Consider the following 22,835-nt stretch of genomic DNA (forward strand, 5'->3'; position numbering starts at 1 on the left):
GCGCCGGCAAGCCCGCCTACTACTGAGGTAAATGATGAACCATCAAGCACTGCTGACGCCGACCACCCTGGGACGGCATATCCTGAAAAATCGCATCGTCCTGCCGCCGCTCACGCGCCAGCGGGCCGCCCAGCCCGGCGATGTGCCGACCGACCTGATGGCGCTGTACTACCGGCAACGGGCCAGCGCCGGCTTCATGGTCAGCGAAGGCGCGCAGATCGAACCGCGCGGCCAAGGCTACGCCTGGACGCCGGGCATCTACAGCCAGGAGCAGATCGCCGGCTGGCGCAAGGTCACCGACGCCGTGCACTCGGAAGGCGGCATCATCTTCGCGCAACTGTGGCATGTGGGCCGCGTGTCGCACACAGCCTTGCAACCGGATGGCCAGGCGCCGATTGCGCCGTCCGCCATCCAGGCGCAAAAAGTGAAGGCCTTTATCGAAACCTCGGACGGCGCCGGCACCTTGGTCGAACCATCGATGCCGCGCGAACTGAGCCGCGACGATATCCAGCAGCTAGTCGCGCTGTATGCGCAGGCCGCGCAGAACGCGCTCGATGCCGGCTTTGACGGTGTTGAAATCCATGCCGCCAATGGCTACCTGGTCAACCAGTTTATTTCGGCGCACGCCAATCAGCGCACCGACGAGTATGGCGGCTCGTTGCAGAAGCGGCTGCGCTTTCTGCGCGAGATCGTGCAGGCCGTGGCGGCTGTGGTCGGCCCTGAACGGCTGGGCGTGCGCTTTACGCCGCTGTTCACCGGTACCGATCAAGACCGCGTCTACATCGGCCTGGTCGAAGAAGATCCGCACACGACCTACATCGAAGCCATCAAGATCCTCGAGCAGGCCGGCGTCGGCTATCTGTCGATCGCGGAAGCGGACTGGGACAACGCGCCCGATCTGCCGGACGCCTTCCGCCGCGCCGTGCGCAGCACTTTTAGCGGACACATCCTGTACGCCGGCCGCTACACCGCCGAACGCGGCGTGCGCCTGATCGAAGCCCAGCTGGCCGATCTGATTGCCTTCGGCCGCCCGTTCATCGCCAACCCCGACCTGCCGGCGCGCATCGCCAACGGCTGGCCGCTGAATGAACTCGCAGCAGCGTCGCTATACGGCGGCGGCGCGCAGGGTTTTACCGATTACCCCGCATACGCCGGGGCAACGCAGCCTTAACGGCCCAGTTCCATCACCTTGGCCCAGGCAGCGACGAAATCGGCGACGAACTTCTGCTCGCCATCGGCGCTGGCATAGACTTCGGCCAGCGCCCGCAGGTGGGCGTTGGCGCCGAACACCAGATCGACGCGGGTCGCTTGCCATTTGACGGCGCCGGTTTTACGGTCGCGGCCTTCAAAGCTGTCCGCCGCCGCCGAGGTCGCATTCCAGACCGTGCCCATGTCGAGCAGGTTGACGAAGAAATCGTTGCTCAGCACGCCGGGCTTGGCGGTGAACACGCCGGCCGCAGATGCCGGCGCGTTGGCGCCGAGTACGCGCAGGCCGCCCACCAGCACCGTCATTTCCGGCGCGGTCAGCGTCAACAGTTGTGCGCGCTCCACCAGCAACGCTTCAGCCGGCACGGCGTAGCGGGTTTTCTGGAAGTTGCGGAAGCCATCGGCGTACGGCTCCAGGAACTCAAACGACGCCACGTCGGTTTGCTCCTGGGTGGCGTCCGTGCGGCCGGGCGTGAACGGCACCGTCAGCGTATGGCCGGCCGCCGTTTCAATGCCGACTGCGCCGCCCAGCACGATCAGGTCCGCCAGCGAGACGTGCTTGCCGCCCTGGTTGAAGGCGCTTTGCACTTCCTCCAGCGCGGCCAGCACCTTGCTCAACTGCTGCGGCTGATTGGCGGCCCAGTCCTTCTGCGGCGCCAGGCGAATGCGCGCGCCGTTGGCGCCGCCGCGCAGGTCGGAACCGCGATAGGTCGCGGCGGACGCCCAGGCGGTGGACACCAGTTCCGCCACACTCAGGCCGGTAGCCTGGATGCTGGCCTTCAGCGCCGCGACGTCCGCTGCGTCGATCACGGGATGGGCTAGCGGCGGCACCGGGTCTTGCCAGATGAAATCTTCGGCCGGTACATCCGGTCCCAGATAACGCGTTTTCGGTCCCATGTCGCGGTGGGTCAGCTTGAACCAGGCGCGCGCGAAGGCTTTGGTGAACTTGTCCGGATTGGCCAGGAAGTCACGCGAAATGCCTTCGTAGACGGGATCGACACGCAAGGCCAGGTCGGTGGTCAGCATGCTCGGCCGCTGTTTGCCCGTGCCTTGCGCGTGCGGGATGACGTCGCCCGCATCCTTGGCGAACCACTGGTGCGCGCCGGCCGGGCTCTTGCCGAGCTCCCATTCGTAGCCAAACAAATGCTCGAAGAAATCATGGCTGAACTGCACCGGCGTCTTGGTCCAGGTCACTTCCAGCCCGCTGCTGATGGTGTCGTTGCCGTGGCCGCTGCCGAACTTGTTGTGCCAGCCCAAACCCAGGCCGTCGATGCCCGCCGCTTCCGGCTCCGGGCCGACGTTGTCGGTCGGCGCGGCGCCGTGGGTTTTGCCGAAGCTGTGACCGCCGGCGATCAGCGCCACGGTTTCCTCGTCGTCCATGCCCATGCGGCCGAAGACGTCGCGGATGTCGTACGCGGCCTTCAACGGATCGGGATTGCCGTCCGGACCTTCTGGATTCACGTAGATCAGGCCCATCTGCACTGCGGCCAGTGGATTTTCCAGAACGCGACTGTGGATATCGCCGTCGGCCTTGTCATCGGACACCAGCACGGCGCCGTCCTTCTCCACGCCGGGGCTGCCGTGGGCATAGCGCAGGTCGCCGCCAAGCCAGGTTTTCTCACGGCCCCAGTAGACGTCCTGGTCCGGTTCCCAGGTATCGACGCGGCCGCCGCCGAAACCCAGCGTCTTGAAGCCCATGCTGTCCAGTGCGACCGTGCCGGTCAAAATGATCAGATCGGCCCACGAGATCTTGCGGCCGTATTTTTGCTTGATCGGCCAGATCAGGCGGCGGGCCTTGTCGAGGTTGACGTTATCGGGCCAACTGTTGAGCGGGGCGAAGCGTTGCTGGCCACGGCGCGCGCCGCCACGGCCGTCACCGCTGCGGTAGGTGCCGGCGCTGTGCCACGCCATGCGCACGAACAGCCCGCCGTAGTGGCCGAAATCGGCCGGCCACCAGTCCTGCGAATCGGTCATCAACGCCGTCAGGTCGCGTTTGACGGCGGCCAGGTCGAGGCTGTTGAATTCCTTGGCGTAATCGAATGCCGTTCCCATCGGATCGGATTTGTCGGAGTGCTGATGCAGCAGGTCCAGGCGAAGTTGATCGGGCCACCAGTCACGGTTGGTGGTGCCGGCGCCGTTGGCCTGGGTGAACGGGCATTTGGCCGCACTCTCATTGTTGCTCATCGCTTGCTCCGGGAAGTAGAAGGGAAAGCATTCATGCTAACCAGTTCCGCGACCTCGTCATACCCACTTAGGATGAGTACCCGACATACCCGTTTAGGGGGGCTAGCGCGCAACTCGCTGGAACAACAGCCGCACCGGTTCCAGCAACGCCATGCCGAGGAAGACGCCGGCCAGGCGCTCGATGCCCAGCGCCGCGTCGGGTCCGCCGTCCGGCACCAACACCACCAGAAAAGCCAGCGCGAACTGGGTGCCGGCGTAGGTGATCGGCAGCTTGCCGTTTTCGATATGGCGGCCAATCACCACGCCGATGCAAGCGGCCAGCATCATGACCAGCGGCGACGCGTGGCTGAGCAGCAAAACAGCGGTGGCCAGCAAGCCACCGAGACTGGCGCCCACCAAGCGATGCCGCAGCCTGGTTGCCGCCGGCTGTGCCAGCGCAGCCAGATCCGCCATCGGCACCATCATCACGGCCATAATGGTGATGCTGCTCTGGCTCAGTGCTTGCAAGGGAAAAACCCGCCACACCCATGGAATCAGCGCCAGGGCGATACCGCCTTGCAGCGCATGCCGCCATGCCGCGCGCCGGCACGCCGGTGCGGCAGGGGCCGACGCCGGCGGCGCCAACGGTAACATGCCGCGCGGCAGCGCCAGCACCGCCAATGCGCTGACCAGCACCGCCGCACCGGTGCCGACGCACACTTCCAGCAAGCGCGCTTGCGCAAACTGGCCCAGCGGCTGGTCCGGGCGCTGCATGCCGTCCACCAGCACCATGGCAAACGACAGCCCGGCGATCAGCCAGCCATAGCCGCGCCGGTCCAGCAGCGCCCGATACAGCGTGATGGCGCCGCCCAGCGCCAGGGCGATGCTGAGCAAGGCGGTGGCGCGCATCAGGTGCGGCGCCAGCAGCCAGGCCAGCGCCACGCCGGCCGCCGTACCCAGCACGCGCAGGCCGCCGCGCCACAGGCTGTCTGCGAACGAGGTCCGGATCACCATGTAGGCGCTGAACGCGGCCCAGCCGACATTACCAACGCCCAGCAGATGCGACCAGAAGATCGCCAGCAACACCGACACCAGACAGATGATTTCGTCGGCCAGGCGCAGGCTCACCGCAGGCCATGGCGTAAAGTCACGCCACAGCTCGGCAACCAGCGCGCGCGGGCCGGTGTCGGGTTGATGGCAGTGCGGATGGTGCGGCTGCATGCTGGCCCGGACAGCGCATCGACATAGGCGCCAAATGTGGCCATGGTGTCGCTGTCGAGCGGCGTGTTGCCGGGCGTGGTGGTCACCGGCGAGATGCGGATGCCGACCCGCTCCGCCCCCCACACCTCAACCACGGCGCGGACTACCTCCAGCGGCAAGCGCAGGCGGTTTTCCAGCGAACCGCCGTATTGATCGGTGCGGTGGTTGGTGCTGTCGCGAACGAATTGCTCCAGCAGATAGTTGTTGGCCGAATGGATCTCAACGCCGTCGAAACCGGCCGCCCTGGCATTGCGAGCGGCTTGACGATAATCGTCCACGATGCCGGCGATCTCGGCCGTTTCCAGCGCACGTGGCGTGACGAAATCCTTCATGCCGTCGTGCACGCGGATCTGGCCATCCGGCCGGATCGCCGACGGCGCCACCGGCAGCGCGCCGGCCAGCTGGCCTCGGTGACGATCAAGCCGGCGCCGGCGCGCTGCGCGTAGTAGTCGGCTGCATAGTCGGGCGGTACGCCGGCCTCGTCGGCGCGGCTGCGCGTCATCGGCGCCATGACGAAGCGGTTTTTCAGGCGCAGGCCGCCAAGGGTGACCGGCTGCAGAATAGGGCTGATGGGGTTCATGATGTCTGCTCCCGTTCAGTCGACGATCTTGGCCCACACGGCCTGGGCGTTGGTGAATTCACGCAGGCCGAAATGCGACAGCTCGCGTCCATAACCGCTTTTCTTCACGCCGCCGACGGGAATGCGGGCGTTGGTGGCGGGATAGCCGTTGATGAACACGCCACCGGTTTCCAGACGACGGGCGATGCGCTGCGCGCGCGCCACATCGCCGGTCCACAGACTGCCGCCGAGGCCGTAGTCGCTGGTGTTGGCCAATTCGATCGCGTGTTCGGCGTTGGCGGCGACGGTGATGGCGGCGACCGGGCCGAAGGTTTCCTCGTCAAACGCGGCCATGCCGGGCTGTACGTCAGTGAGCACGGTCGGCTGGTAGAAATTGCCGGGACCGTCAATGATGTTGCCGCCCAGCGCCAGCGTGGCGCCGGCCGCGATCGTGCGTTCGACTTGGTGGTGCAACTCGGCGCGCAGATCGTTGCGCGCCATCGGACCGATGGTGCTGGCCGGATCGAGCGGATCGCCGGCTTTGATCAGCTTGGCGGCGGCGATGAATTTGCGGGTGAACTCTTCCGCAATCGGCTGTTCGAGGATGAAGCGCTTGGCCGCCAGGCACACCTGGCCGGCGTTCTGGAAGCGCGCCTCGATACCGGCTTTGACGGCCAGATCGATATTGGCGTCGGCCAGCACGATAAAGGCGTCGGCGCCGCCCAGTTCCAGCAGGCTGCGCTTGAGCGCCTTGCCGGCGGTGGCGGCGACAGCGGAACCGGCGCGCATGCTGCCGGTCAGCGTGACGCCGGCGATGCGCGGATCTTCAATCACGCGCGCCACCGTGTCGTTGTCGGCAACCAGATTCGCGAACAGGCCCGGCGGGAAGCCGGCATCGTCGTACGCCTGCTGCAGCGCGTAAGCCGAGCCCATGACGTTCGGCGCATGCTTGAGCAGGAAGCCGTTACCGGACAACATGATCGGGCCGGAGGCGCGCACCACCTGCCACAGAGGGAAATTCCACGGCATCACGGCCAGCACGGTGCCGATCGGCAGATACGACACATGCACCTGATCGTCACCCTCGACCGCGACTGGTTCGTCGGCCAGGATGGCCGGGCCGTTATCGGCAATCCAGTCAATGGTGGCGGCGCATTTCTCCACTTCACCGCGCGCGGCGCCGATGGTCTTGCCCATTTCGGCGGTGATGATGGCGGCCAACCCTTCCTTGCGCTCGCGCAGCGTGGTGGCCAGGCGGCGGTAAGCGGCGACGCGCTCGCGCATCGGCGTGGCGCGCCACAGGCGGAAAGCGGCGGCGTTGACGCTCAGCAGGCGCTCGACCTCGCTGGCGGTCTGGTACGCGTAGGTGGCGATCAGTTCGCCGGTGGCCGGGTTGCGCGAGGTGGCGACGGCGGGGATTTGTGGGTTGGACATCGTGACTACTCCTGACGGTTAGGGCAGCACAATTGCTGCGATAACAGTCAGTGTAGGCAGGTCCGACGGCGGCAAGAAGGCGTGTTGTTATCCTATGACTGCGGGTCACTGGCAGCGTGACGGGGGATGTACGTCACCAGCGACAGGTCGGGCCGGCCCTCTGGCGTCAGCGCCACATAGGTGAAATCGATGTGGCCGCTGGTGGGGTGCTTGAGGCGCTTGCTGCCCTCGTCGAAGCCCTTGACCTCGGTATCCGGCCACCAGGCGCGGAATTCCGGACTCAACTCCGACAACTCTTCGATCAGATGGTCGAACGGCGCCTTGTCCTGCGCTTGCGCACGCGAAGCACGGAAGGTGTGGATCATGCCGCGCGCCATCTGCTCCCAGTCGAGGATCAGGGTGCGGTAGGGGATGTAGAGAAACAGCAGCCGCAGCGTATTGCGCTCGTGCGGCTGCAAGGAACCGTAATCGACAAACAACTCGGCGATCGCATCATTCCAGGCCAGGATGTCGAGCTGGGCGTTGCGGACGTAGGCCGGAATCGGATTGATGGCGCGCACCAGCATCTCCAGGCCGGGACTGATGCCAGCCGCAGGGGCGGCGGCAGGCATTTCCAAACCGCACAGCGCATACAAATGGGCCGACTCCACCCGGTCCAGCTTGAGCACCTTGCTGATGCGGCGCAGCGCGTCGGCCGAAGGCTGGATATCGCGGCCCTGTTCCAGCCAGGTGTACCAACTGACGCTGACGCCAGCCAGCACCGCCACCTCTTCGCGCCGCAAGCCCGGCGTGCGGCGCGGCCGGGCGGGAAGGCCGAACTCTGCCGGCTGCAAGCGCGCGCGCCGGCTGGACAGGAAGCTGCCAAATTCGTGACGTTGTTCGGATGTGGCCCTGCTGGACATATCGCGCTTCTTCCTCGGTAAGTTCAAATTTACCGCCATATTGTCGGGCATTTTGAGCTTGTGTGGGGGAGGCTCACACGGCGTCAAGGCAAAAAAAAAGCCCGCGTCATCGCGGGCTTTAAATAAGCATGTCTATATTATTCAGAAAATTCTATCGATCTCATTGAAATAAATGGCCGGCGATTAAACCATCTTCCCTAGACCAAGGCTATCTGCCAGGTGTCTACGGCCGGTTGGAATCGGGCCATGACAAACTTTTAGCTAATCACTTGAATATTGCCGGCTTTTTCGCCTTTTGGACCAGTGCTGCGCTCAAACGAGACGCGCTGGTTTTCAGCCAGGCTTTTGAAGCCGTTGGACTGAATGTCCTGGAAGTGCGCGAACAAATCGTCGCCGCCTGCATCAGGGGTAATGAAGCCGAAGCCCTTGGCATCGTTGAACCATTTGACCGTACCTGTTTGTTGAGTGCTCATGAATTTTTCCTTTAGTGATAAATATAGGCAAGAACGCCATAAAGGCACTTGAAACCAAGAATTAAAACCGTGGGAGAGAAAACAGAACGACTAGAGGACAGCCATGCGGATTTGAGACCAACAAAATTACGACTTGATGCAAGTACAGGAATCAATATACATGGGTTTAGCTGAATCACCTAAGTTTATATTTATTTATTTTTAAGACCCCGCCGCGAATGTTCGTTGCCATTAGAGTTTGAGACAGGCTCTACTATAGAACGACGAATCCGCCTTACCGAATAAAGTGTGAGACAAATCGCAGTTCAAATAGCCACTTCCAATTCAATTCGCAGAATAGTTTGAGACTGGCTTTCATATCTAGCCAAACTCGATCAAGCGAACCGGAACGATTCCTGGTCGGCGCTGCTGGCATGCTCGATCGTATCGACGCACGTGCGCAGCGAGTCGCTATCGAGGTTCCTAAAGGACGCGGCGCGCAGTCGGCCGTTCCCGTTCATGACGGACAGCGACACCGCCGACATGCGCAGCGCATCAAGCCTGATAAAAATGCTGAAGTGCCAGACCGAATCGGACGAGGCGATGCGCATTCGCGGTGGCTTCGCGGTCCAGCGATCCAAGACCTTTTTCATTCCTCCGAGCCAACTTCATCATGACGCCATCAAAGTACAGTAGCTGCGATGGCGACAGGCGCTTGAACATATTAAAAAGTAGGTCCTGCAGATATGCATGACGCCAGCGATAATCATCAGCATAGCGCCGCGTTCCTTCCGCGCTCAGCTGGTAACCACTATTGCCATAAAAAAGCTGGCCGTACATTGCTTTTAATAATTCGATCGCTTCCGGCCCCACAAGATCCATCCGACGCTCGCCCAAGTTACGGGCAGGTATCACAGGCTTGGTTCGGCCGAGGGAAAACTCATCCGGCAACTTTATCTTGCCGAAGTGGCAGGCAGCAACCGCCAGCGCAAACAGGAAAGAGCTATATTCGGTTGCGTGCTGTCCACCTGCGTAATGACCACGAGTATGTGTGTACTGGTGCCGGATATGGCGGGCTTGAGCGAGCACTACTTCAAGGTCTTGTCCCCTCAGGCTGCACGGATACGTTTTGTCCTTTGCCACTATGCCGTCAGGCCCGAACCAGGCATCCAAAAGCTTACGTATACCGTCCTCATCGTAGTCGTAGTCGTTGTAGTGTGGGGCCTGAAAGATGCCGTTTCGGTTCAATGCCTGAAGCAATGCTTGATTGGCCTCAGCCCCTATGGCACCGAGACCGTCGAGCCTGGCGCGCTCCAGCAATACCCGGTTCGCCGCCATGTTGCACATGACGCGGAGAATCAGATGGCCTCGCTGTCCAGTATCCGCCACCTCGGGAAGCGGCTCACCCACAACGTACTCGCCCATGTCGAATGGCGCCCAGGAAAAAAGTCCAGTGATGGTCCAGGATGCAAGATGAAGATGAACGCGTTCCACAGCATCCTTGGCTAATTTTCTGATTGCACTGGATGGCGTAGCATCCGTATCGGGTGAACCGTGGCGCGTGCGGTATTCATCCTCAAGCAAGCGATACTCGTGGTTGAACATGTCTTCGACTGCATGGGTGAGCTGCCAAAGAACGATGTCCTTCAAATGCGGGTAACGTGCCACGCCGCTAACATCGACTAGTTCGTCAGCATCCCACGACAACAAGGGCGCATATTTTGCATGCACATTCACGCGAAGTAGTTCACTCAGCGCCGTATGCAAGGCCTTGCGATTATTCAACTGCTGCTGCGCTTTGGTGTCGCTGAATTCGCGATGCGACAGGTACTTCAGCGAAGTATAGGGATTCTCGCTTACTAGATAAGGACCTGATTCAGCCTCAAGCGGCTTCCAGTACTGGAAAGGTAGCAAGGTCATCGTATTCTGGCGCCATTCACGCGCGTGCTCGCCATACGCCTGAACTGTTTCTGCGAAGGCAACATACAGGTCCAAGGCGTCTTCGGGGTAGTCGCTGATCAGCACGTCGGCATCGTGCAACTCCAGCGTCAGGATATCAGCCAGCGTTTGCGTCAAATTGATACGCTGACTTTCTTCCATGTCCGCTAGCTTTTCAATCGATGACGCCGTGTTGCGAAGGGTGTTAGACATATTCGACATGATCAAGCAGCTCCTTTCACCGCCATTGAAGGGTGACGCGCGGCTTGTTCTGACTCCAGCACGCTGCGTGCTTGTCGATGCAAACATTGGCCATCAACGACTTGGCGCACAGCGCGAACTTGGGCACGCGCGATGTCTAGCGCCTGGAACTCGTCCAAGCTGCTATCTGACGCGAGGATCTGCTTGGCCAGCGCGCTGGTATGCATAATGGCACCATGTTTGTTTAGTGAGCAAACCGCGTGATAATGGTCTAGCGCTGCGTCCATCGAACTGGCATAGGGATTGCCGAATTGGGGTGGAGGTCGTGACATTGTCGTTCCTGTAAGGTTTATTGCTTAGCACTATCGCGTCAGCACCATTAGTATTTCCCGGAAAAACAAAAACGCAAATAACCAGTTACTCAAGTGATTAATGGCAACTTTTTTAGAGTGAGACGGTGCGACGACACCCTGCCAAGCGCGACGGTATCTAAACACTGCCAGCGCCGACTTTGCGCTGAAGTCTCTTCGGAGCCAAGCCGTATATAATGCACAAAATCGCCGAAGCGCTCGGATAGGGCCCAGTGAAAATACAGCCCTTCCTCCTGGATGGCAGCTCCCTGCTCAGCCGTCAACGAGGCACGGATAACACCATGATTCCGACGAAAGGCGTGAGCGGAACCAATAAGTCCCGCATCCTTGCCAAGCTTTACGATTAACAGCACCAAGAAGGAAGTCGCTGCCAAGTATGCTGTGATGAAAACGATGGGACTCGAATATCCGATTGCCGTTACCGGTCGTCCAGTGGCAAGCAGGTGGCGCAAAGCGACATCGATTTGCTGGTGCATACGCTCTCGATGGGCAAATTGCACCACGCCATGACAGAGAACGCCGCCGTTGCCATGTACCGCCGCAGCGACTCCGGGAACAGTTGTGAACCTAGAGGCCAGCGGCGGCGCCCGTGCTTCGATGCGTTTCGGCCATCCGTTCGGCACCCACTCTGCTTGATTGCCCGGAGATTTACTTAGTCACAAAAGACCAACAATTTCCCTCACTAGCTTGCCATCTTTGTCAAAAATGCCGAGACGCTCAGACCTCTCATTGGCCCGAACGGCAACCTCAAACAGCGCGAATGCTCTGCGCATGATGTCGACTTTCCCCAAATGATGGTTTGCGCATATCTGCTCCAGCCGAGCGTTCAGTTGCGGTGACAGATCCACGCTTACGCGAGGAGGCTTTTTCGAAGTTTCCATGTGTTGCTCTCCTTGCTCAATTATCACTTATATTCTAAGCGAAATTTATGTAATAGGCTTACCCCATTTATGTCAATGCGAAGATACGCTTATGTGGCGCAACAAAATTCCGTAGTAAAGCAAGGTTTAGCGCCCTATGACGTCCTCGTTCTCGCAGCAAAGGACGAAGACGTTCAGATGGGGGAAAACGGCGGAGCGGTTATCAAATCATGTCGGCTGTTCATGATTCGAAACTAAGGCTACAGGATGCCCTGCTTTTTTTGCCTGCACTAATATGGCGACAATGTCTTTGTCAGGTTTGCCGCTAACCATCAAAAACGCCGGCGAGGTCATGATAATGAGCATGTCTACGCTTCTCAATTTGTTTTGCCTGAGTACACATCTTGCTGATATTTTTGCAACTAATGGCTGCTAACTAGTTCAGAGACGCGGGTGTAGCCAGCATGTATCAGCGCTTTTGAGCTAGACCTCCTCGCTCTCCTGGCGCTGCGTACAGCCACACCCAGAAGTAATTTTGTTGCCAATAAAATACTTACTAGCGTCGCTGCCCTAGGTATAGCAGCGCTTCTTTTGCCAAATTTTGCTTAGCGAGACTGTATTCGATCGAATACGAAAACTTGACAGCATGTATTCGATCGAATACAATCGTTGTAAGCGTTGAGCAGAATCGCGAGGCAAATCTTAATAACAATTGAAGGATGGCAATGAAAATTGTGAAAGATCACAAGTTCATCGAGTTCTTCGAAGGAATCAAGGATGAGAAGACGAAAGGTGTGATCGCAGCACGGATTGCACGACTTTCGTTGGGAGCATTTGGAAATTCCGAATCAGTCGGCGAGGGTGTGCAGGAGCTGAAAATCGATTTTGGACCAGGATGGCGGGTGTATTACATCAAGGTTGCGGAAACGATGATCGTCCTTCTCGGCGGCGGATCGAAGAACGGGCAGCAGAAAGATATTGACGCTGCCAAAGATCGAGTTCGAACACTCAAGAAGAAGTAACAGCAGTGGCCGGGGTGGGAACCCCGGCTACTTATACGCCCAAGTGGGCATTAGCAGCAAAACAGGTCAACTATAAGAACCTTGCTTGCTATAAAATTATGTAAGGTAAAAACGAGGTAATCATGAGCACAGCAAACGAAATCATCGCAACGGATAGCGAGTTTGATCTTGATGCGATTAATTCTCTGCCGGAGTTTGATGCGGCAGACTATATTAAGACCGAAGAGACATTCCTAGCTTTCGTTAATGACTTTTTTGCTGAGGGTGATCCTGCAATGATTGCAGAGGCTCTTGGCATTGCAGCTAGAGCTAAAGGAATGACAGAAATTGCAAATAGAACGGGAATCAATAGAGAGTCTTTATATAAAGCTCTACGTGGAAATAGTCAGCCAAGACTAGACACAATAATGAAAGTTCTAAATGCTTTTGGGTTAAAGCTAGTAGCCCAGCCAATCTTAGAAAGAACAGATAATCAACTAAATTTATAGTTCTCCTTTGTTATATTTGCGTCTAACTGCTCAACGTATACTTGGATTTGGTGTGATTGCCTAATCTAAGTTATGTTTATATTTGGCCCCCATTTTTCATGGGGGCTTTTTTTTTACTAATTTTGTGCTTAATTGTGAGTTGTTGGCATCTTCTGTTAATACGGCGAACAAAAATACAGCGACTCGCAACTCTTCTTTATGCTCGACTTTACGTGACTTGGGAACTCAACTGGATGAACCACCATTAAGTTTTCTCCTCAAGACGTGCACTTTGGTAGCAAAAACAGGAATTCTGAGCAGCTGGTGTGGTGTGGAGATTACTCATCGTGAGCATAGCTTTTCGAATGCCCAACATATCTGCTCCAGCCGAGAGTTCTGTTGCGGTGACAGATCCACGTTTACGCGCGGAGGCTTTTTCGAAGTTTCATGGGCTGATCTCCACACTTAATTATCACTTATATTTTAAGTGAAATTTGCACAATTTCCTTGTGTCATCTGTGTCGATTTGACCAGACGCGTATGTGGCGCAAAAAAATTCCGTAGTAAAGCAAGGTCTTCATATCTGTTGACATGGAGAGTTCAATGACGATCAAGCATTGCGCTGGCTGCGGTCAGGCCTTTAGTGCGCGTCCACAAGCTCCAAATCAAGCTTACTGCCCAGCGGTGGAATGCCAGCGCATGAGGAAGCGCAGATGGCAGCAGAGTAAGCTGCAATCCGATCCCGATTACCGCGACAACCAACGAGAGGCGCAGCGCGCATGGCAAGAAGGTGTCAGCAGCGGTTGTAAACTGATACACGCAGCGATTGAAAACTGATACACCGTTTTGAGATGATGGCTGCTTTGCGGAGCGGCCTTGAAACCCAACGAGGTGTACGTGGAAATTCAGTTATTGAGCAAGCATGGGTTGAGTCTGCGGCGCATCGCCGCCGAGGTGGGCTGCGCGGTGAACACGGTGCGGCGGCACTTGGCACTGGAGGGGGTACCGAAGTACGAACGCAAGGTCAAGCGCCCTACGAAGCTGGCGGCGCACGAAAGTTATCTGCGCGAGCGGCAGGCGGCGGCGCAGCCGAATTGGATACCGGCCAGCGTCTTGCACCGCGAGATTGTCGAGCGTGGCTACCAAGGTGGTCTCAGCCAGTTGCGTGCGTTCATGCGCTCATTGCGTCCGGCGCTGCCGGTCGAGCCCGAGGTGCGCTTCGAGACAGCGATGGGCGAGCAGTTGCAGGTCGACTGGGTCGAGTTCCGCAAAGGCAGCGCGCCGCTGCACGCGTTCTGCGCCACGATGGGCTACAGCCGCGCCAGCTACGTCGAATTCGTCAGCGACATGAAGGTGGCCACGCTGATCGGTTGCCACGAGCGCGCCTTCGCCGCGTTCGGCGGCGTGCCGCGCAAGGTCCTGTACGACAACATGAAAACAGTGGTGATCGAGCGCGACGTGTAGGGCGACGGCCAGCACCGCTACCATGCCGGCTTCCTGGACTTCGCCAAGCACAGCGGCTTCATCATCAAGCTGTGCCAGCCGTACCGGGCCAAAACCAAGGGCAAGGTCGAGCGCTTCAACGGCTATCTGCGCCGTTCGTTTTACGTGCCGTTGGCGAGCCGCCTTGCCCAGAGCGGTTTGCAGCTCGACGTCGTGACGGCGAACGCCGAGGTGGCGCGGTGGCTGCGCGAGGTGGCCAACGAGCGGGTGCACGGCACGACGCAGGAGCAGCCGGCGGTGCGGATGGCGTTGGAAGTGCCGCACTTGCAGCAACTGGCGCCGCCGTGGCGCGGCGACGTGGCCGCCGCGCGGCCGCAGTTGGCCGAACCGGAGACGCCGCTGCCGCGACCTGCCATCGTGGCCGAGCGGATCGCCGAAGCGGCGCCGGCGCAGCACCCGTTGGCGGTCTATGAGCAGTTGCTGATGAACGTCAAGCAAGGGGTGGCGGCATGAACCTGCAATATGAACGGATCGCCCAGATGTGCGAAGCGCTCAAGCTGCCCTTTGTGGCACAGGGCTACGGCGCGGCGGCCCAGCAGGCGGCCAAGGATGAAATAGCCTACAGCGACTTCCTGGAGGGACTGCTGCGCGAGGAAGTGGCGGGACGGACGGTGCGCAAGCAGAGCATGATGACGCGCTTGGCCGGCTTCCCGGCGATCAAAACGCTGGAGCAGTTCAACTACGACTTCGCCAAGGGCGTCAAGCGCAGCCAGGTCGAGGAACTGGCCGGGTTGGGCTTCATCGAGCGCAACGAAAACGTGGTGCTCGTCGGCCCCAGCGGCGTTGGCAAGACCCACCTGGCGATGGCGTTGGGGTACAAGGCCACGCAGGCCGGCATCAAGACGCGCTTCATGACGGCGTCCGATTTGCTGCTGACGCTAACGACGGCGCACGCGCAAAACAGTTTGAAGACGGTAATGCACCGGGCCATCAAGGCGTACAGGCTGCTCATCATCGACGAAATCGGCTACCTGCCGATGAACCGCGAACAGGCCAACCTGTTCTTCCAGGTGATCGCGGCGCTGTACGAAAAAGGCAGCCTGATCGTGACTAGCAATCTGCCGTTCGGGCAATGGACGCGACGTTTGCGCAGGACGCAACGCTGACGGCGGCGCTGCTGGACCGCTTGCTGCACCACGCCCATATCGTGCCCATAGCTGGCGAAAGTTACCGGCTGAAGCATCAGCGACAGGCGGGAATTGTGCAGAGTATCAGGGGCGACCAGGCTGCTTGACCGGGCTACGAAAAGAGGAAAAATCCAGCGCGTGCTGGTGACGGAGGTGTATCAGTTTTAAATCGCTGCGAGCGCCAAAACTGTATCAGTTTTCAATCGCTGTTGACAACGAGCGCACGATATGGCTAATACTCAAAACGACTGGTGAGATTAAGCCGGCTGATCCACGCCAGTTGAGTCTGATCTGGCCTCGATGCGTGGGGGTAAAATCTTTGCGCACTCGTCGCGAGCCAATCGCATAGCCGCGTCAGCCTCCCGCAGGGTGACGCTTGAAAATTCCGCTGTCATTCGCCTGGACGGCAAGCCCGCGACATTGCTTTCGTTCATACCTTCTCTCTTGAGGAGAGTCGCGGCAAAGAGAACACGGGTGCGCGCGAACTCCAGGTGATACGCTACGTCTCGCGGTAGCACCGCAAGTGGCAGTATCTCCTCGCGGGTCCAACTGCAGAGCTCCACTAGCTTCGCCACGCGGAAGCCATATTGCGCCAACTGAGGTCCCCCATTCGCTTCAATGTCGAGCTTGTCGGCTATCTCGCGTGCAACTATGCCCGCATCGACCAATCTTGGATGCAATCCAGCACCGGTCAGAATCGCTCGTTGTAGCTCTTCATGCCTCTTCTGCCTATTCTGGTTCGTGGCGATCCACAAAGTTCCGGCAAACGCTGCCAAGGCTCCTACCGCAGCAGTCCAGGCGGCCAAGTCGGCGCTGCTAACAGGTGGGTTGTGAACGAAGCCGCTAGCGACGTACCCACAAAAAAAGGCTGGCGCGACCAGTGCGGTTCCAATTAAAGTCTTGTGCATTTTCATAGTTCCCCTTGGACGTGTCGTAGCACTCTTGCACAGTCCTGCTCATCGCGATGGAATGGGCTTAAGTCAATCATCTCGCCCGGAATCTGCTGCCACTGCTGACACCGGTCAGTCTTGGGCCAAGTTGCACCAAAAAGTACAGTCCCACTAGTGCTGATGCCCGTCACCATCGCGGATTGTTGAAATTCAAAAATACCATCACTGCCCCGGCTTTTCAGCACTGCGACTTGGTTTCGGTCAGCATTGTCCTTCAAGAATTCACTGTCCGCGAGCCTGCTCTTGACCGTCAAGAGGCAAATCCGCCCAGCCGGATTGCACGCGTGGCCTCATAGAAGCAACAATCGCGATTGTCGTAAGCCATACGCACAACCAATTTTTTCGAAGTGGACATATTAAGTGCTGTACGAATCGCCAGAGACTCCCTAGTAATAATGCTTTGCCAATAATGGAGCTCCCAAAAAATCTTGTCACAGTTGATCATGTCCTCTAGCGCATCTCCCGACGCAACCGTTCCGCCGGTGGGCGGAAGATAGACGGTGCCATCACTCACAGTGACCGGGAAGTTGGCGTTGTAGCCGCGTAATGAAAAACGCCTGGCAGCCGAAAACTCTTCTGGGCGTAATCCTATTTGCTTGCCACGAGCTATGATTGCGGGCCAGTTATCATGCAAAATTTGAAAAAGCTCAACATTCACCCATAGATGCTCCGCCCTATGAGATAACGCCTGAATTATGAATACGTCGGATTCAGTTATCACGCAGAACAAAAGCTGGTCAGTGCGTTCTGGACGAAAGTGCAGATGTTGTATTCCCCAGGAATTCAGCAATCTATCATTTTTATCTGGGCATTTTTTTTTGAGGACATCGCGGCTGAGGTAAGGCTTAAGATCACCGCCGGTCTTAATGAGAGTTACAAGTTTTTCGTAATCCTGCCAATATTCCGAGGGTATCAAAAGTGCCCGAGACTCTTGAAGATTTCGGGCTCTGGTTGCCGGGATACGACGGAAGTGCGCATTAAGAAACCGTATAGTGTTTTTTTGCGGTGTACAGGAGTCCTTGTACTTAAGGCCGCAGGCAGGAAGAGCAGTAAATCGAAGGTACGTCAACCAATCACGTTTAAAGTCCGCGTCGATTTGAATGGGTTCAGAATCGATATTGTGTTCATCAATAGCGAGGTTGGCTACATTTGGAATGAAAAAGTCCGAGACACGAAAATAGGGGCCGGCCTCTTTACTTTGCGCTGCCATCATACCCATCGCAGCCGCAGCCGCATGAGGGCCGTTTTTAGAATGGACTACCAACGTCCGATTGAAACCCTTGATTTTTTCAAGGAATTCGTCACCCATTATTGTCGCCCTATGCTCTAGCTATTAACAGTGATCCCTATCATAGCGTTAGCGTACTCAGCCGAGCGCTATCGCCCCCATCTGTACGTATACTTCATCAAAATATTCGACATCCTTCTAAACCACGTTAGTGTTGCGTCACTGATTTGGACATCAATATGATCCACCATTATACGGTGTGATTGGAGCAGGATTTTCGGACCTACGAACCGGGCACAGACAGGCGAAGCTGGAGACAGCGGAACCGTCGCGTCGCGGAAGTCGTTCGGGAAACCGTGCGGAACTGATTTTCCTGTCGTTGCTGTGCTAGTCCAGTGACAGGCGTGGGACAGTCGGTCTGATTTTTGGGGGATGCGCAGTCCGACGCCATCACCATTTTGACAAGCTGTCACGGCTTCCCAAGAAGCCGTTTTGCAATTTCGTCCGTTTCAGCGATCGATATTTCTTTCACCGGCCCGAATTCAGTTCCGCCCCCCTCTAGGGTGCCAGCGACATGAAAATGAACGTGGCTGATCGCTTGCCCCGCAGGAACTCCATTGTTCTGCCACACGGCAATCCCGGGCTTTGAGTAAGCACGGTCAATCAACTCGGCTGCATTTCTCACTTCGACACCAAGCGCGGCAGCTTCTGCATTTGTAAGTTCCAGAATGCTTGGGACATGTCGAAGGGGCAAAACAAGTAGGTGGGGATGCCCTCTTTGCTCTCGGGTGACGAATGTGGCCGTGTTTTCAGTAAGAGATAGGACCGTGTAGCGACGCTCGCCCCTGAGGTAGGCGCAAAACGCACAACTATTATTTTCTGGAAGGTCGATGTTCGATTCGGTACTCATGATGATCTTAGCGATGACAAGAAAGATTGCAGTTCGAGCCGATCTAATTTTTTGTAGTCTTCCGGCCTCACGACGATTCGAAGTTCGTCACAAACCTTCTCATTGCGCGATGCGAACATGAACGAGAGAATGGTGAGGCGAATTGCATCCTGAGCTGGTAGTACGCTCGATAGCCGCGCTTGCCCCCCACCGATTACTGGTACCGATACGGTACCACCATTTCCTCTTTTTGATATCTCGTCCCACAGTAAGCGGAGGCTTGTCCAAACTTTATCTGGTGTCGAGTGGGCGGTGTTTTGGGCATCCATTTCAGCGTAGGCGAGAAAGAAGATCAGCCTAGCCGCATGTCTGACCGTAGCGACGGTCCCGACACCGAAGCGTGTCTGCTTCCCTGCTTTTGCAATAGTACCCACGGTCGGCTTGCCCGTTAGCGCGTTGGTCAATTGCGCGTCAAGCTCTCTTAAATCACCACCGAAGAGTACTTGTAGGGCTTGTCCCTGGAGACTGCTCTGCGCAATGATATTTGGCGTCTCAGTATCGAAGGTATCATTCGTTCCTATTACGAGGTGCGTTGTTTCGGCGAGCATGTTACCTTCGACGATCGTTATCTTCGTTTTAGGTGCGCTGTAGTCTTGTGAAATCGGTCGTGGCCATGAGAGTTTGAGACCAAAAACGAGTGAAATGACAATGACCGCGATTAAGACGGGCGTGCCTTGGAAGATTTTCACTTCAGGATTTATTACGCTGCTCGTTTGCAAAACTGTCGATAACCCACCTAAGCATGCGAACGACATAGTCAAGAAGTGGCGCCAGAAGCGCCAGGTCCGAAGGTCCTGAAGAATTTCCATTTAGAGCCCGAGGTCGCTATAGACTTTAGCCGGATACTGGTGCGGCCCCTTTTTGTCACTTGAAGCGAAAGTGACGGCGTAGTTGTCCAGCGCGTGCATGATGATTTTCGGCTGGTACGAGACCGACACCATGTAGTAGTCCGCACTCAACAGCGGATCGGGGATATATTTCTTTTCCACCGTTCGATCTTGATCGAGATTAACCACGACCACTGGCAAATTGAACTCAATGATTACTTCGATTTCATGGGCTAGGAATGATACGCTGTCGCCGCCTTTTTTCTTCCCATCCTTGCTTCCCAAGAAGACGACCTGTTTTGCACTTTTGAGCCGTTCTCGGAGGTTTTTTTTAATCGTCTCTGGCTTGCTGGTGTCCCGAGAGACGAAGAGGTCATGCGCGTCGAAGAAGTCGAAATCAATATGCTCGTTAGCCTTCCATGCCTCCATCATGCGGTAGTGGCGAATGTCTTCGCTTGCAAATGCTACGTAAGTCTTGTTTCTATAGCCCATAAATCCCTCGTGGTGGTTTCGTTGGATGCTGGCGCACAGAATTTTTTACTAACAATGCGCGCAGGCCTGACGCAAACGCAGTGGATTTAAAAGTTGTCATGGCGTCTACGATCTTTTCCACTATACCTTATTGCAGATCATCAATGTACGTGAAAAACCACGTCATTTTGCTATGCATTGATTGCTGCACAAAAAATCTGAAGCGAGTTTACGATAAAAAAATGAGCCATGAGACCAGAATGTCACAGCCCGCTGAGTGGCTTGCTTCTTAAGCCTTGTTGACGAGATTCGACACCAACTGCGAAGTGTTGCGCAGCGCGCTGGCCGTTAGATTTGCATAGCGCTGGGTCATCACGCTAGAAGCAGGTCCTAAAAGTACCTGCGCCTGATCCAAGCAAGCGCCGTCGTTGACCAACATGCTGGCGAATGCGTCCCGCATGGAGTCGGCAACGGGCTACCTGCGCCGACGATGCGGTGCCAAGCCTTGGTTGGGTTATTGAGCCGTTTCATCGGATCTTTGCCTGGGAAGATCCACGGCGAGTCGTCCGGGCGCTGTTAACTAGCAGGGGTGCATATTAGCGAACAGATTGATTATTCGGAAAAATTATATTATTAAATATATTTTCGATTTAGCAGGTCATAATACGGGGTTAAAGTATATAAAACCTCGGCCTTTAAGTCTCATCGTCAGCTGGAATCAACTGCTCTGTTGCCACCTTTACGTCTATCGAAATTAATTTTGAATAGTACTCTTCACCCATCAGTGCTCTGATATTTCTTACAAAATCCGGCTCAACGGAGAGTGAGAACGCCAGCCATCCTTTCAGCTGCGTATGCAAGTTTGGATCAAGTTTTTCTTTTCGATAGTGATCCGCCATCACACGAATTAATCGTTTTCGTTCTCTTCCAAGAGAAACTTTCCCCTCACTAGACAAAATTAAACCGGTTAACTGTCGTTGGAATTTTTTGGATGTGAAAACAGTTTTTTCTGGATTTATCATTATGCGCGGATACTTGACGCAATTTAGTAATTCGCGAATATATTCATTTGCTTTATCTAACTGATGTGGTTTGTTCGTAGACAGTGCTAAATCATCAGCATATCTTGTATAGGTGATCTCATTTTCCTTGCAATATTCCGATAATTTGCAATCGAATTCGTACATTAGAGTATTTGAGATCGAAGGCGAGCTCGGCGCTCCAATCGATAAGGAAAGCCTTTTGTTTTCATCTTTTCTGAATAATAGGAGGGCCAGCTCTGAAGCTAACCTAGTATTCACTCCAAGATGTTTAACAATATGTCGAGTAAAATCACGGGCGCGTATTGATGGGAAGAAGTCCTTGAAGTCAATTTTTAGCAAATATTTATTTCCTGCATGCGAGCGAGCATGGTCTGCAATATTCTTTCCTGGGCGGTAAGCCATGGCTACATCATGAACCGGAAGGGGAGCAATAAATTTATTTACAATCCAGCGCTGAATAGTCTTGAGTTCTGCGGTAGGTTGCGCAATAAGCCGTCGGCCACGCCCATTCCGCTTTTCTATAAAGTGAACCTTATATCGCTTAGGGGCGCTACGGATAAGCTCCCATGCTTCTGCACGCGTAAACGGGTGCTCTTCGCACAGCAACTCAAGTAACTGTGAATTAGTGGCGTCCATGGACCTTTTCGTAGGCTTGACGGCGTGGTGAGTCCTGCTTTAGGACTTCTATAGCGCGAAGCTTGATCTGGACACGGTCCAGCCGAGCATTGGAATCCGGGAGTTTGTACCCGATAAATGCTTCGCGTTTGCCTTTGGGAGGGACATAGAAATGGCGTGACAAATGCTCAGAGGGCTGAATTACCTTAAGCAGGCAAAGCAAGTTCAGCATCTGGCCTATTCGTTGTTTTGTTAAAATCAAGCCGAAGGCGTTCAGCAGCTCTGTAATTTCCTTGAGGTTTAATGCGCCAAATAGTTCTACTACATCGGCGATAAAAAGAAACTGGTCCCGAACTTGTTGTGAGTTAAATGAATGTACTTTTAGGGCCTGTTGAGTCTTGTTAAGAACCTCGTCAGCCAGTTCTGACAATACTTTTTTGAAGTCTTCTAATGTGTCGCCATCAACGGGGCAAATAGAAGGTTCATCCCCTTGTACGCGTTTGAGGACGCGTAGTGGACCAAGTGCGATATATGAGTTCACCCTATAGTATTTGCTGTATAGGACAACATATAAGCGCTCAGCAAGTACCTCTTGTGTACAAAATGCGCCTAACTCCGCGAATGCGCCTTCGCTTTCCACAAACAATAGGACCGTTCTAGAAATGCAGCCTACGTCAGACTCAAACGCCGTTAAATCATCGTAGCCATCGAACTGATTCCATTCTGGATAGTCTTCTGGCAGCTTTAGACTTGGAGCAATTTTGTGTTTTGTTTCATGCGCCCATGAAACAAACATGTCGCGCATACCTGATGGTTCCTCGCTCGGGTCATCACGGAGGTGACGCCCGAATACGAAGACTATGGCCGGTAAGTTGATGACCTGCGCGCGAGCAGAGTCTACTTGCCCGACAAATTCCGCAAGGAGTGTAGAAAAAGTGCTCAATTACCTAAAATAGACACGAAAGCGGCTCGCGCCGAATCGGGACCTACCGGACACGGATTTGGCGCGAGCCGCTTTCGTGTCGTGATTGGTTTCCCACCTGTTCTCAGTCTGGCGAAGCGCCCGACATTGATAGCTATAACCAACTGCTACCGTTCGCGTAATTGACTAGGCGATTGTGCCTTAGTGATTGCTAAACTGCAAGGATTTACGAGGGGTGTACGTTTTAGGATAGGCTCCACCTCAAAGCTATCTGACGTCTGCAGAAATAGACAGCATTGGAGGATTGGACGATTTGATCGGACCGGTTGTGCGGTGTATACGAATCCGGAAATAAACCGGACACG

Annotated in this window: 21 protein-coding genes and 4 pseudogenes; 7 read left to right on the plus strand and 18 right to left on the minus strand. The window is 56.0% G+C overall.

Going from position 1 to position 22,835, the window contains the following annotated elements; translation table 11 throughout:
- Positions 1–34: 34 nt before the first annotated feature.
- Complete coding sequence (locus tag GTP55_RS01185; protein ID WP_161043172.1) at positions 35–1,171, plus strand: alkene reductase; 1,137 nt, start codon at positions 35–37, stop codon at positions 1,169–1,171.
- Here GTP55_RS01185 and katG read toward each other — a convergent pair.
- The 9 genes and pseudogenes from katG to GTP55_RS01230 all read right to left on the minus strand — a co-directional run bounded on the left by katG (position 1,168) and on the right by GTP55_RS01230 (position 10,962).
- On the minus strand, positions 1,168–3,390 hold the full coding sequence (gene katG / locus GTP55_RS01190) for a catalase/peroxidase HPI (protein ID WP_161043173.1): 2,223 nt from the start codon (positions 3,388–3,390) through the stop codon (positions 1,168–1,170). The genes GTP55_RS01185 and katG overlap by 4 nt on opposite strands.
- Before the next feature lie 102 nt (positions 3,391–3,492).
- On the minus strand, positions 3,493–4,590 hold the full coding sequence (locus GTP55_RS01195) for an FUSC family protein (RefSeq protein ID WP_161043174.1): 1,098 nt from the start codon (positions 4,588–4,590) through the stop codon (positions 3,493–3,495).
- A gap of 8 nt (positions 4,591–4,598) precedes the next feature.
- Positions 4,599–5,209, minus strand: a pseudogene (locus GTP55_RS01200) (oxidoreductase); the annotation flags it as partial.
- A gap of 15 nt (positions 5,210–5,224) precedes the next feature.
- Positions 5,225–6,622 carry an NAD-dependent succinate-semialdehyde dehydrogenase gene (locus tag GTP55_RS01205; protein WP_161043175.1) on the minus strand — a complete coding sequence of 466 codons (1,398 nt, stop codon included), beginning with the start codon at positions 6,620–6,622 and terminating at the stop codon, positions 5,225–5,227.
- Positions 6,623–6,714: 92 nt separating this feature from the next.
- Entirely contained in the window at positions 6,715–7,524 is an 810-nt protein-coding gene (locus GTP55_RS01210; protein ID WP_161043176.1) for a helix-turn-helix transcriptional regulator, read from the minus strand.
- A 257-nt stretch (positions 7,525–7,781) separates the two neighbouring features.
- Positions 7,782–7,997, minus strand: a complete 216-nt coding sequence (locus GTP55_RS01215; RefSeq protein WP_110846023.1) for a cold-shock protein — start codon at positions 7,995–7,997, stop codon at positions 7,782–7,784.
- 374 nt (positions 7,998–8,371) lie between these two features.
- Positions 8,372–8,587 (minus strand): hypothetical protein, encoded by a 216-nt coding sequence (locus GTP55_RS01220; RefSeq protein WP_161043177.1) that lies wholly within the window; start codon positions 8,585–8,587, stop codon positions 8,372–8,374.
- Positions 8,532–10,136: a hypothetical protein gene (locus GTP55_RS01225; protein ID WP_161043178.1), complete on the minus strand. Its 1,605-nt coding sequence runs from the start codon at positions 10,134–10,136 to the stop codon at positions 8,532–8,534. Before GTP55_RS01225 ends, GTP55_RS01220 begins: the two co-directional genes overlap by 56 nt.
- A 400-nt stretch (positions 10,137–10,536) precedes the next feature.
- Positions 10,537–10,962 (minus strand): hypothetical protein, encoded by a 426-nt coding sequence (locus GTP55_RS01230; RefSeq protein ID WP_161043179.1) that lies wholly within the window; start codon positions 10,960–10,962, stop codon positions 10,537–10,539.
- On the opposite strand from GTP55_RS01230, the pseudogene GTP55_RS01235 reads away from it, so the two are divergent.
- Positions 10,906–11,110, plus strand: a pseudogene (locus GTP55_RS01235) (PrpF domain-containing protein); the annotation flags it as partial. The gene GTP55_RS01230 and the pseudogene GTP55_RS01235 sit on opposite strands and share 57 nt — an antisense overlap.
- 32 nt (positions 11,111–11,142) lie before the next feature.
- Here GTP55_RS01235 and GTP55_RS01240 read toward each other — a convergent pair.
- Positions 11,143–11,367, minus strand: a complete 225-nt coding sequence (locus GTP55_RS01240) for a DNA-binding protein (RefSeq protein ID WP_161043180.1) — start codon at positions 11,365–11,367, stop codon at positions 11,143–11,145.
- Positions 11,368–11,574: 207 nt separating this feature from the next.
- A complete protein-coding gene (locus GTP55_RS01245; RefSeq protein WP_161043181.1) occupies positions 11,575–11,712 on the minus strand; it encodes a hypothetical protein in 138 nt (45 codons plus the stop codon).
- A 359-nt stretch (positions 11,713–12,071) separates the two neighbouring features.
- Here GTP55_RS01245 and GTP55_RS01250 point away from each other — a divergent pair, with 359 nt between their 5' ends.
- The 5 genes and pseudogenes from GTP55_RS01250 (at position 12,072) to istB (ending at position 15,572) form a co-directional block, all read left to right on the plus strand.
- Positions 12,072–12,368, plus strand: a complete 297-nt coding sequence (locus GTP55_RS01250; protein ID WP_161043182.1) for a type II toxin-antitoxin system RelE/ParE family toxin — start codon at positions 12,072–12,074, stop codon at positions 12,366–12,368.
- Positions 12,369–12,490: 122 nt separating this feature from the next.
- Entirely contained in the window at positions 12,491–12,856 is a 366-nt protein-coding gene (locus tag GTP55_RS01255) for an addiction module antidote protein (protein ID WP_161043183.1), read from the plus strand.
- 582 nt (positions 12,857–13,438) lie between these two features.
- A complete protein-coding gene (locus GTP55_RS01260) occupies positions 13,439–13,672 on the plus strand; it encodes a hypothetical protein (protein ID WP_202423427.1) in 234 nt (77 codons plus the stop codon).
- A 39-nt stretch (positions 13,673–13,711) separates the two neighbouring features.
- Positions 13,712–14,791: pseudogene (istA, locus tag GTP55_RS01265) on the plus strand (IS21 family transposase).
- A pseudogene (istB, locus tag GTP55_RS01270) lies at positions 14,788–15,572 on the plus strand (IS21-like element helper ATPase IstB). Before istA ends, istB begins: the two co-directional pseudogenes overlap by 4 nt.
- Before the next feature lie 150 nt (positions 15,573–15,722).
- On the opposite strand, the gene GTP55_RS01275 reads toward istB, so the two are convergent.
- From GTP55_RS01275 to GTP55_RS01305, 7 genes are all read right to left on the minus strand, one after another.
- Positions 15,723–16,379, minus strand: coding sequence for a hypothetical protein (locus tag GTP55_RS01275; RefSeq protein WP_161043184.1), 657 nt, complete (start codon positions 16,377–16,379; stop codon positions 15,723–15,725).
- A 286-nt stretch (positions 16,380–16,665) separates the two neighbouring features.
- Positions 16,666–17,724: a hypothetical protein gene (locus tag GTP55_RS01280; protein ID WP_161043185.1), complete on the minus strand. Its 1,059-nt coding sequence runs from the start codon at positions 17,722–17,724 to the stop codon at positions 16,666–16,668.
- A gap of 388 nt (positions 17,725–18,112) precedes the next feature.
- The gene (locus GTP55_RS01285) at positions 18,113–18,553 is read right to left on the minus strand and encodes an HIT family protein (protein WP_161043186.1); all 441 of its coding nucleotides are present in this window, start codon (positions 18,551–18,553) and stop codon (positions 18,113–18,115) included.
- Complete coding sequence (locus GTP55_RS01290; RefSeq protein ID WP_161043187.1) at positions 18,550–19,401, minus strand: macro domain-containing protein; 852 nt, start codon at positions 19,399–19,401, stop codon at positions 18,550–18,552. Before GTP55_RS01290 ends, GTP55_RS01285 begins: the two co-directional genes overlap by 4 nt.
- Positions 19,402–19,911 carry a TIR domain-containing protein gene (locus GTP55_RS01295; RefSeq protein WP_161043188.1) on the minus strand — a complete coding sequence of 170 codons (510 nt, stop codon included), beginning with the start codon at positions 19,909–19,911 and terminating at the stop codon, positions 19,402–19,404.
- A 674-nt stretch (positions 19,912–20,585) separates the two neighbouring features.
- The gene (locus GTP55_RS01300; protein ID WP_161043189.1) at positions 20,586–21,569 is read right to left on the minus strand and encodes a retron St85 family RNA-directed DNA polymerase; all 984 of its coding nucleotides are present in this window, start codon (positions 21,567–21,569) and stop codon (positions 20,586–20,588) included.
- Positions 21,556–22,491, minus strand: a complete 936-nt coding sequence (locus GTP55_RS01305) for a retron St85 family effector protein (RefSeq protein WP_202423439.1) — start codon at positions 22,489–22,491, stop codon at positions 21,556–21,558. Before GTP55_RS01305 ends, GTP55_RS01300 begins: the two co-directional genes overlap by 14 nt.
- Positions 22,492–22,835 lie beyond the last annotated feature (344 nt).

Origin of the sequence: Duganella margarita (genome assembly GCF_009857535.1) — a bacterium.
GTDB classification, from domain to species: domain Bacteria; phylum Pseudomonadota; class Gammaproteobacteria; order Burkholderiales; family Burkholderiaceae_D; genus Rugamonas; species Rugamonas margarita.

Coding starts and splice junctions, on each gene's coding strand:
- GTP55_RS01245 (WP_161043181.1), bottom strand. CDS start 11,712: ATGCTCATTATCATGACCTCGCCGGCGTTTTTGATGGTTAGCGGCAAA.
- GTP55_RS01280 (WP_161043185.1), bottom strand. CDS start 17,724: ATGGGTGACGAATTCCTTGAAAAAATCAAGGGTTTCAATCGGACGTTG.
- GTP55_RS01195 (WP_161043174.1), bottom strand. CDS start 4,590: ATGCAGCCGCACCATCCGCACTGCCATCAACCCGACACCGGCCCGCGC.
- GTP55_RS01255 (WP_161043183.1), top strand. CDS start 12,491: ATGAGCACAGCAAACGAAATCATCGCAACGGATAGCGAGTTTGATCTT.
- GTP55_RS01260 (WP_202423427.1), top strand. CDS start 13,439: ATGACGATCAAGCATTGCGCTGGCTGCGGTCAGGCCTTTAGTGCGCGT.
- GTP55_RS01250 (WP_161043182.1), top strand. CDS start 12,072: ATGAAAATTGTGAAAGATCACAAGTTCATCGAGTTCTTCGAAGGAATC.
- GTP55_RS01290 (WP_161043187.1), bottom strand. CDS start 19,401: ATGGAAATTCTTCAGGACCTTCGGACCTGGCGCTTCTGGCGCCACTTC.
- katG (WP_161043173.1), bottom strand. CDS start 3,390: ATGAGCAACAATGAGAGTGCGGCCAAATGCCCGTTCACCCAGGCCAAC.
- GTP55_RS01210 (WP_161043176.1), bottom strand. CDS start 7,524: ATGTCCAGCAGGGCCACATCCGAACAACGTCACGAATTTGGCAGCTTC.
- GTP55_RS01300 (WP_161043189.1), bottom strand. CDS start 21,569: ATGGACGCCACTAATTCACAGTTACTTGAGTTGCTGTGCGAAGAGCAC.
- GTP55_RS01295 (WP_161043188.1), bottom strand. CDS start 19,911: ATGGGCTATAGAAACAAGACTTACGTAGCATTTGCAAGCGAAGACATT.
- GTP55_RS01225 (WP_161043178.1), bottom strand. CDS start 10,136: ATGTCGAATATGTCTAACACCCTTCGCAACACGGCGTCATCGATTGAA.
- GTP55_RS01205 (WP_161043175.1), bottom strand. CDS start 6,622: ATGTCCAACCCACAAATCCCCGCCGTCGCCACCTCGCGCAACCCGGCC.
- GTP55_RS01275 (WP_161043184.1), bottom strand. CDS start 16,379: ATGAAAATGCACAAGACTTTAATTGGAACCGCACTGGTCGCGCCAGCC.
- GTP55_RS01285 (WP_161043186.1), bottom strand. CDS start 18,553: ATGAGTACCGAATCGAACATCGACCTTCCAGAAAATAATAGTTGTGCG.
- GTP55_RS01240 (WP_161043180.1), bottom strand. CDS start 11,367: ATGGAAACTTCGAAAAAGCCTCCTCGCGTAAGCGTGGATCTGTCACCG.
- GTP55_RS01185 (WP_161043172.1), top strand. CDS start 35: ATGAACCATCAAGCACTGCTGACGCCGACCACCCTGGGACGGCATATC.
- GTP55_RS01215 (WP_110846023.1), bottom strand. CDS start 7,997: ATGAGCACTCAACAAACAGGTACGGTCAAATGGTTCAACGATGCCAAG.
- GTP55_RS01230 (WP_161043179.1), bottom strand. CDS start 10,962: ATGCACCAGCAAATCGATGTCGCTTTGCGCCACCTGCTTGCCACTGGA.
- GTP55_RS01220 (WP_161043177.1), bottom strand. CDS start 8,587: ATGCGCATCGCCTCGTCCGATTCGGTCTGGCACTTCAGCATTTTTATC.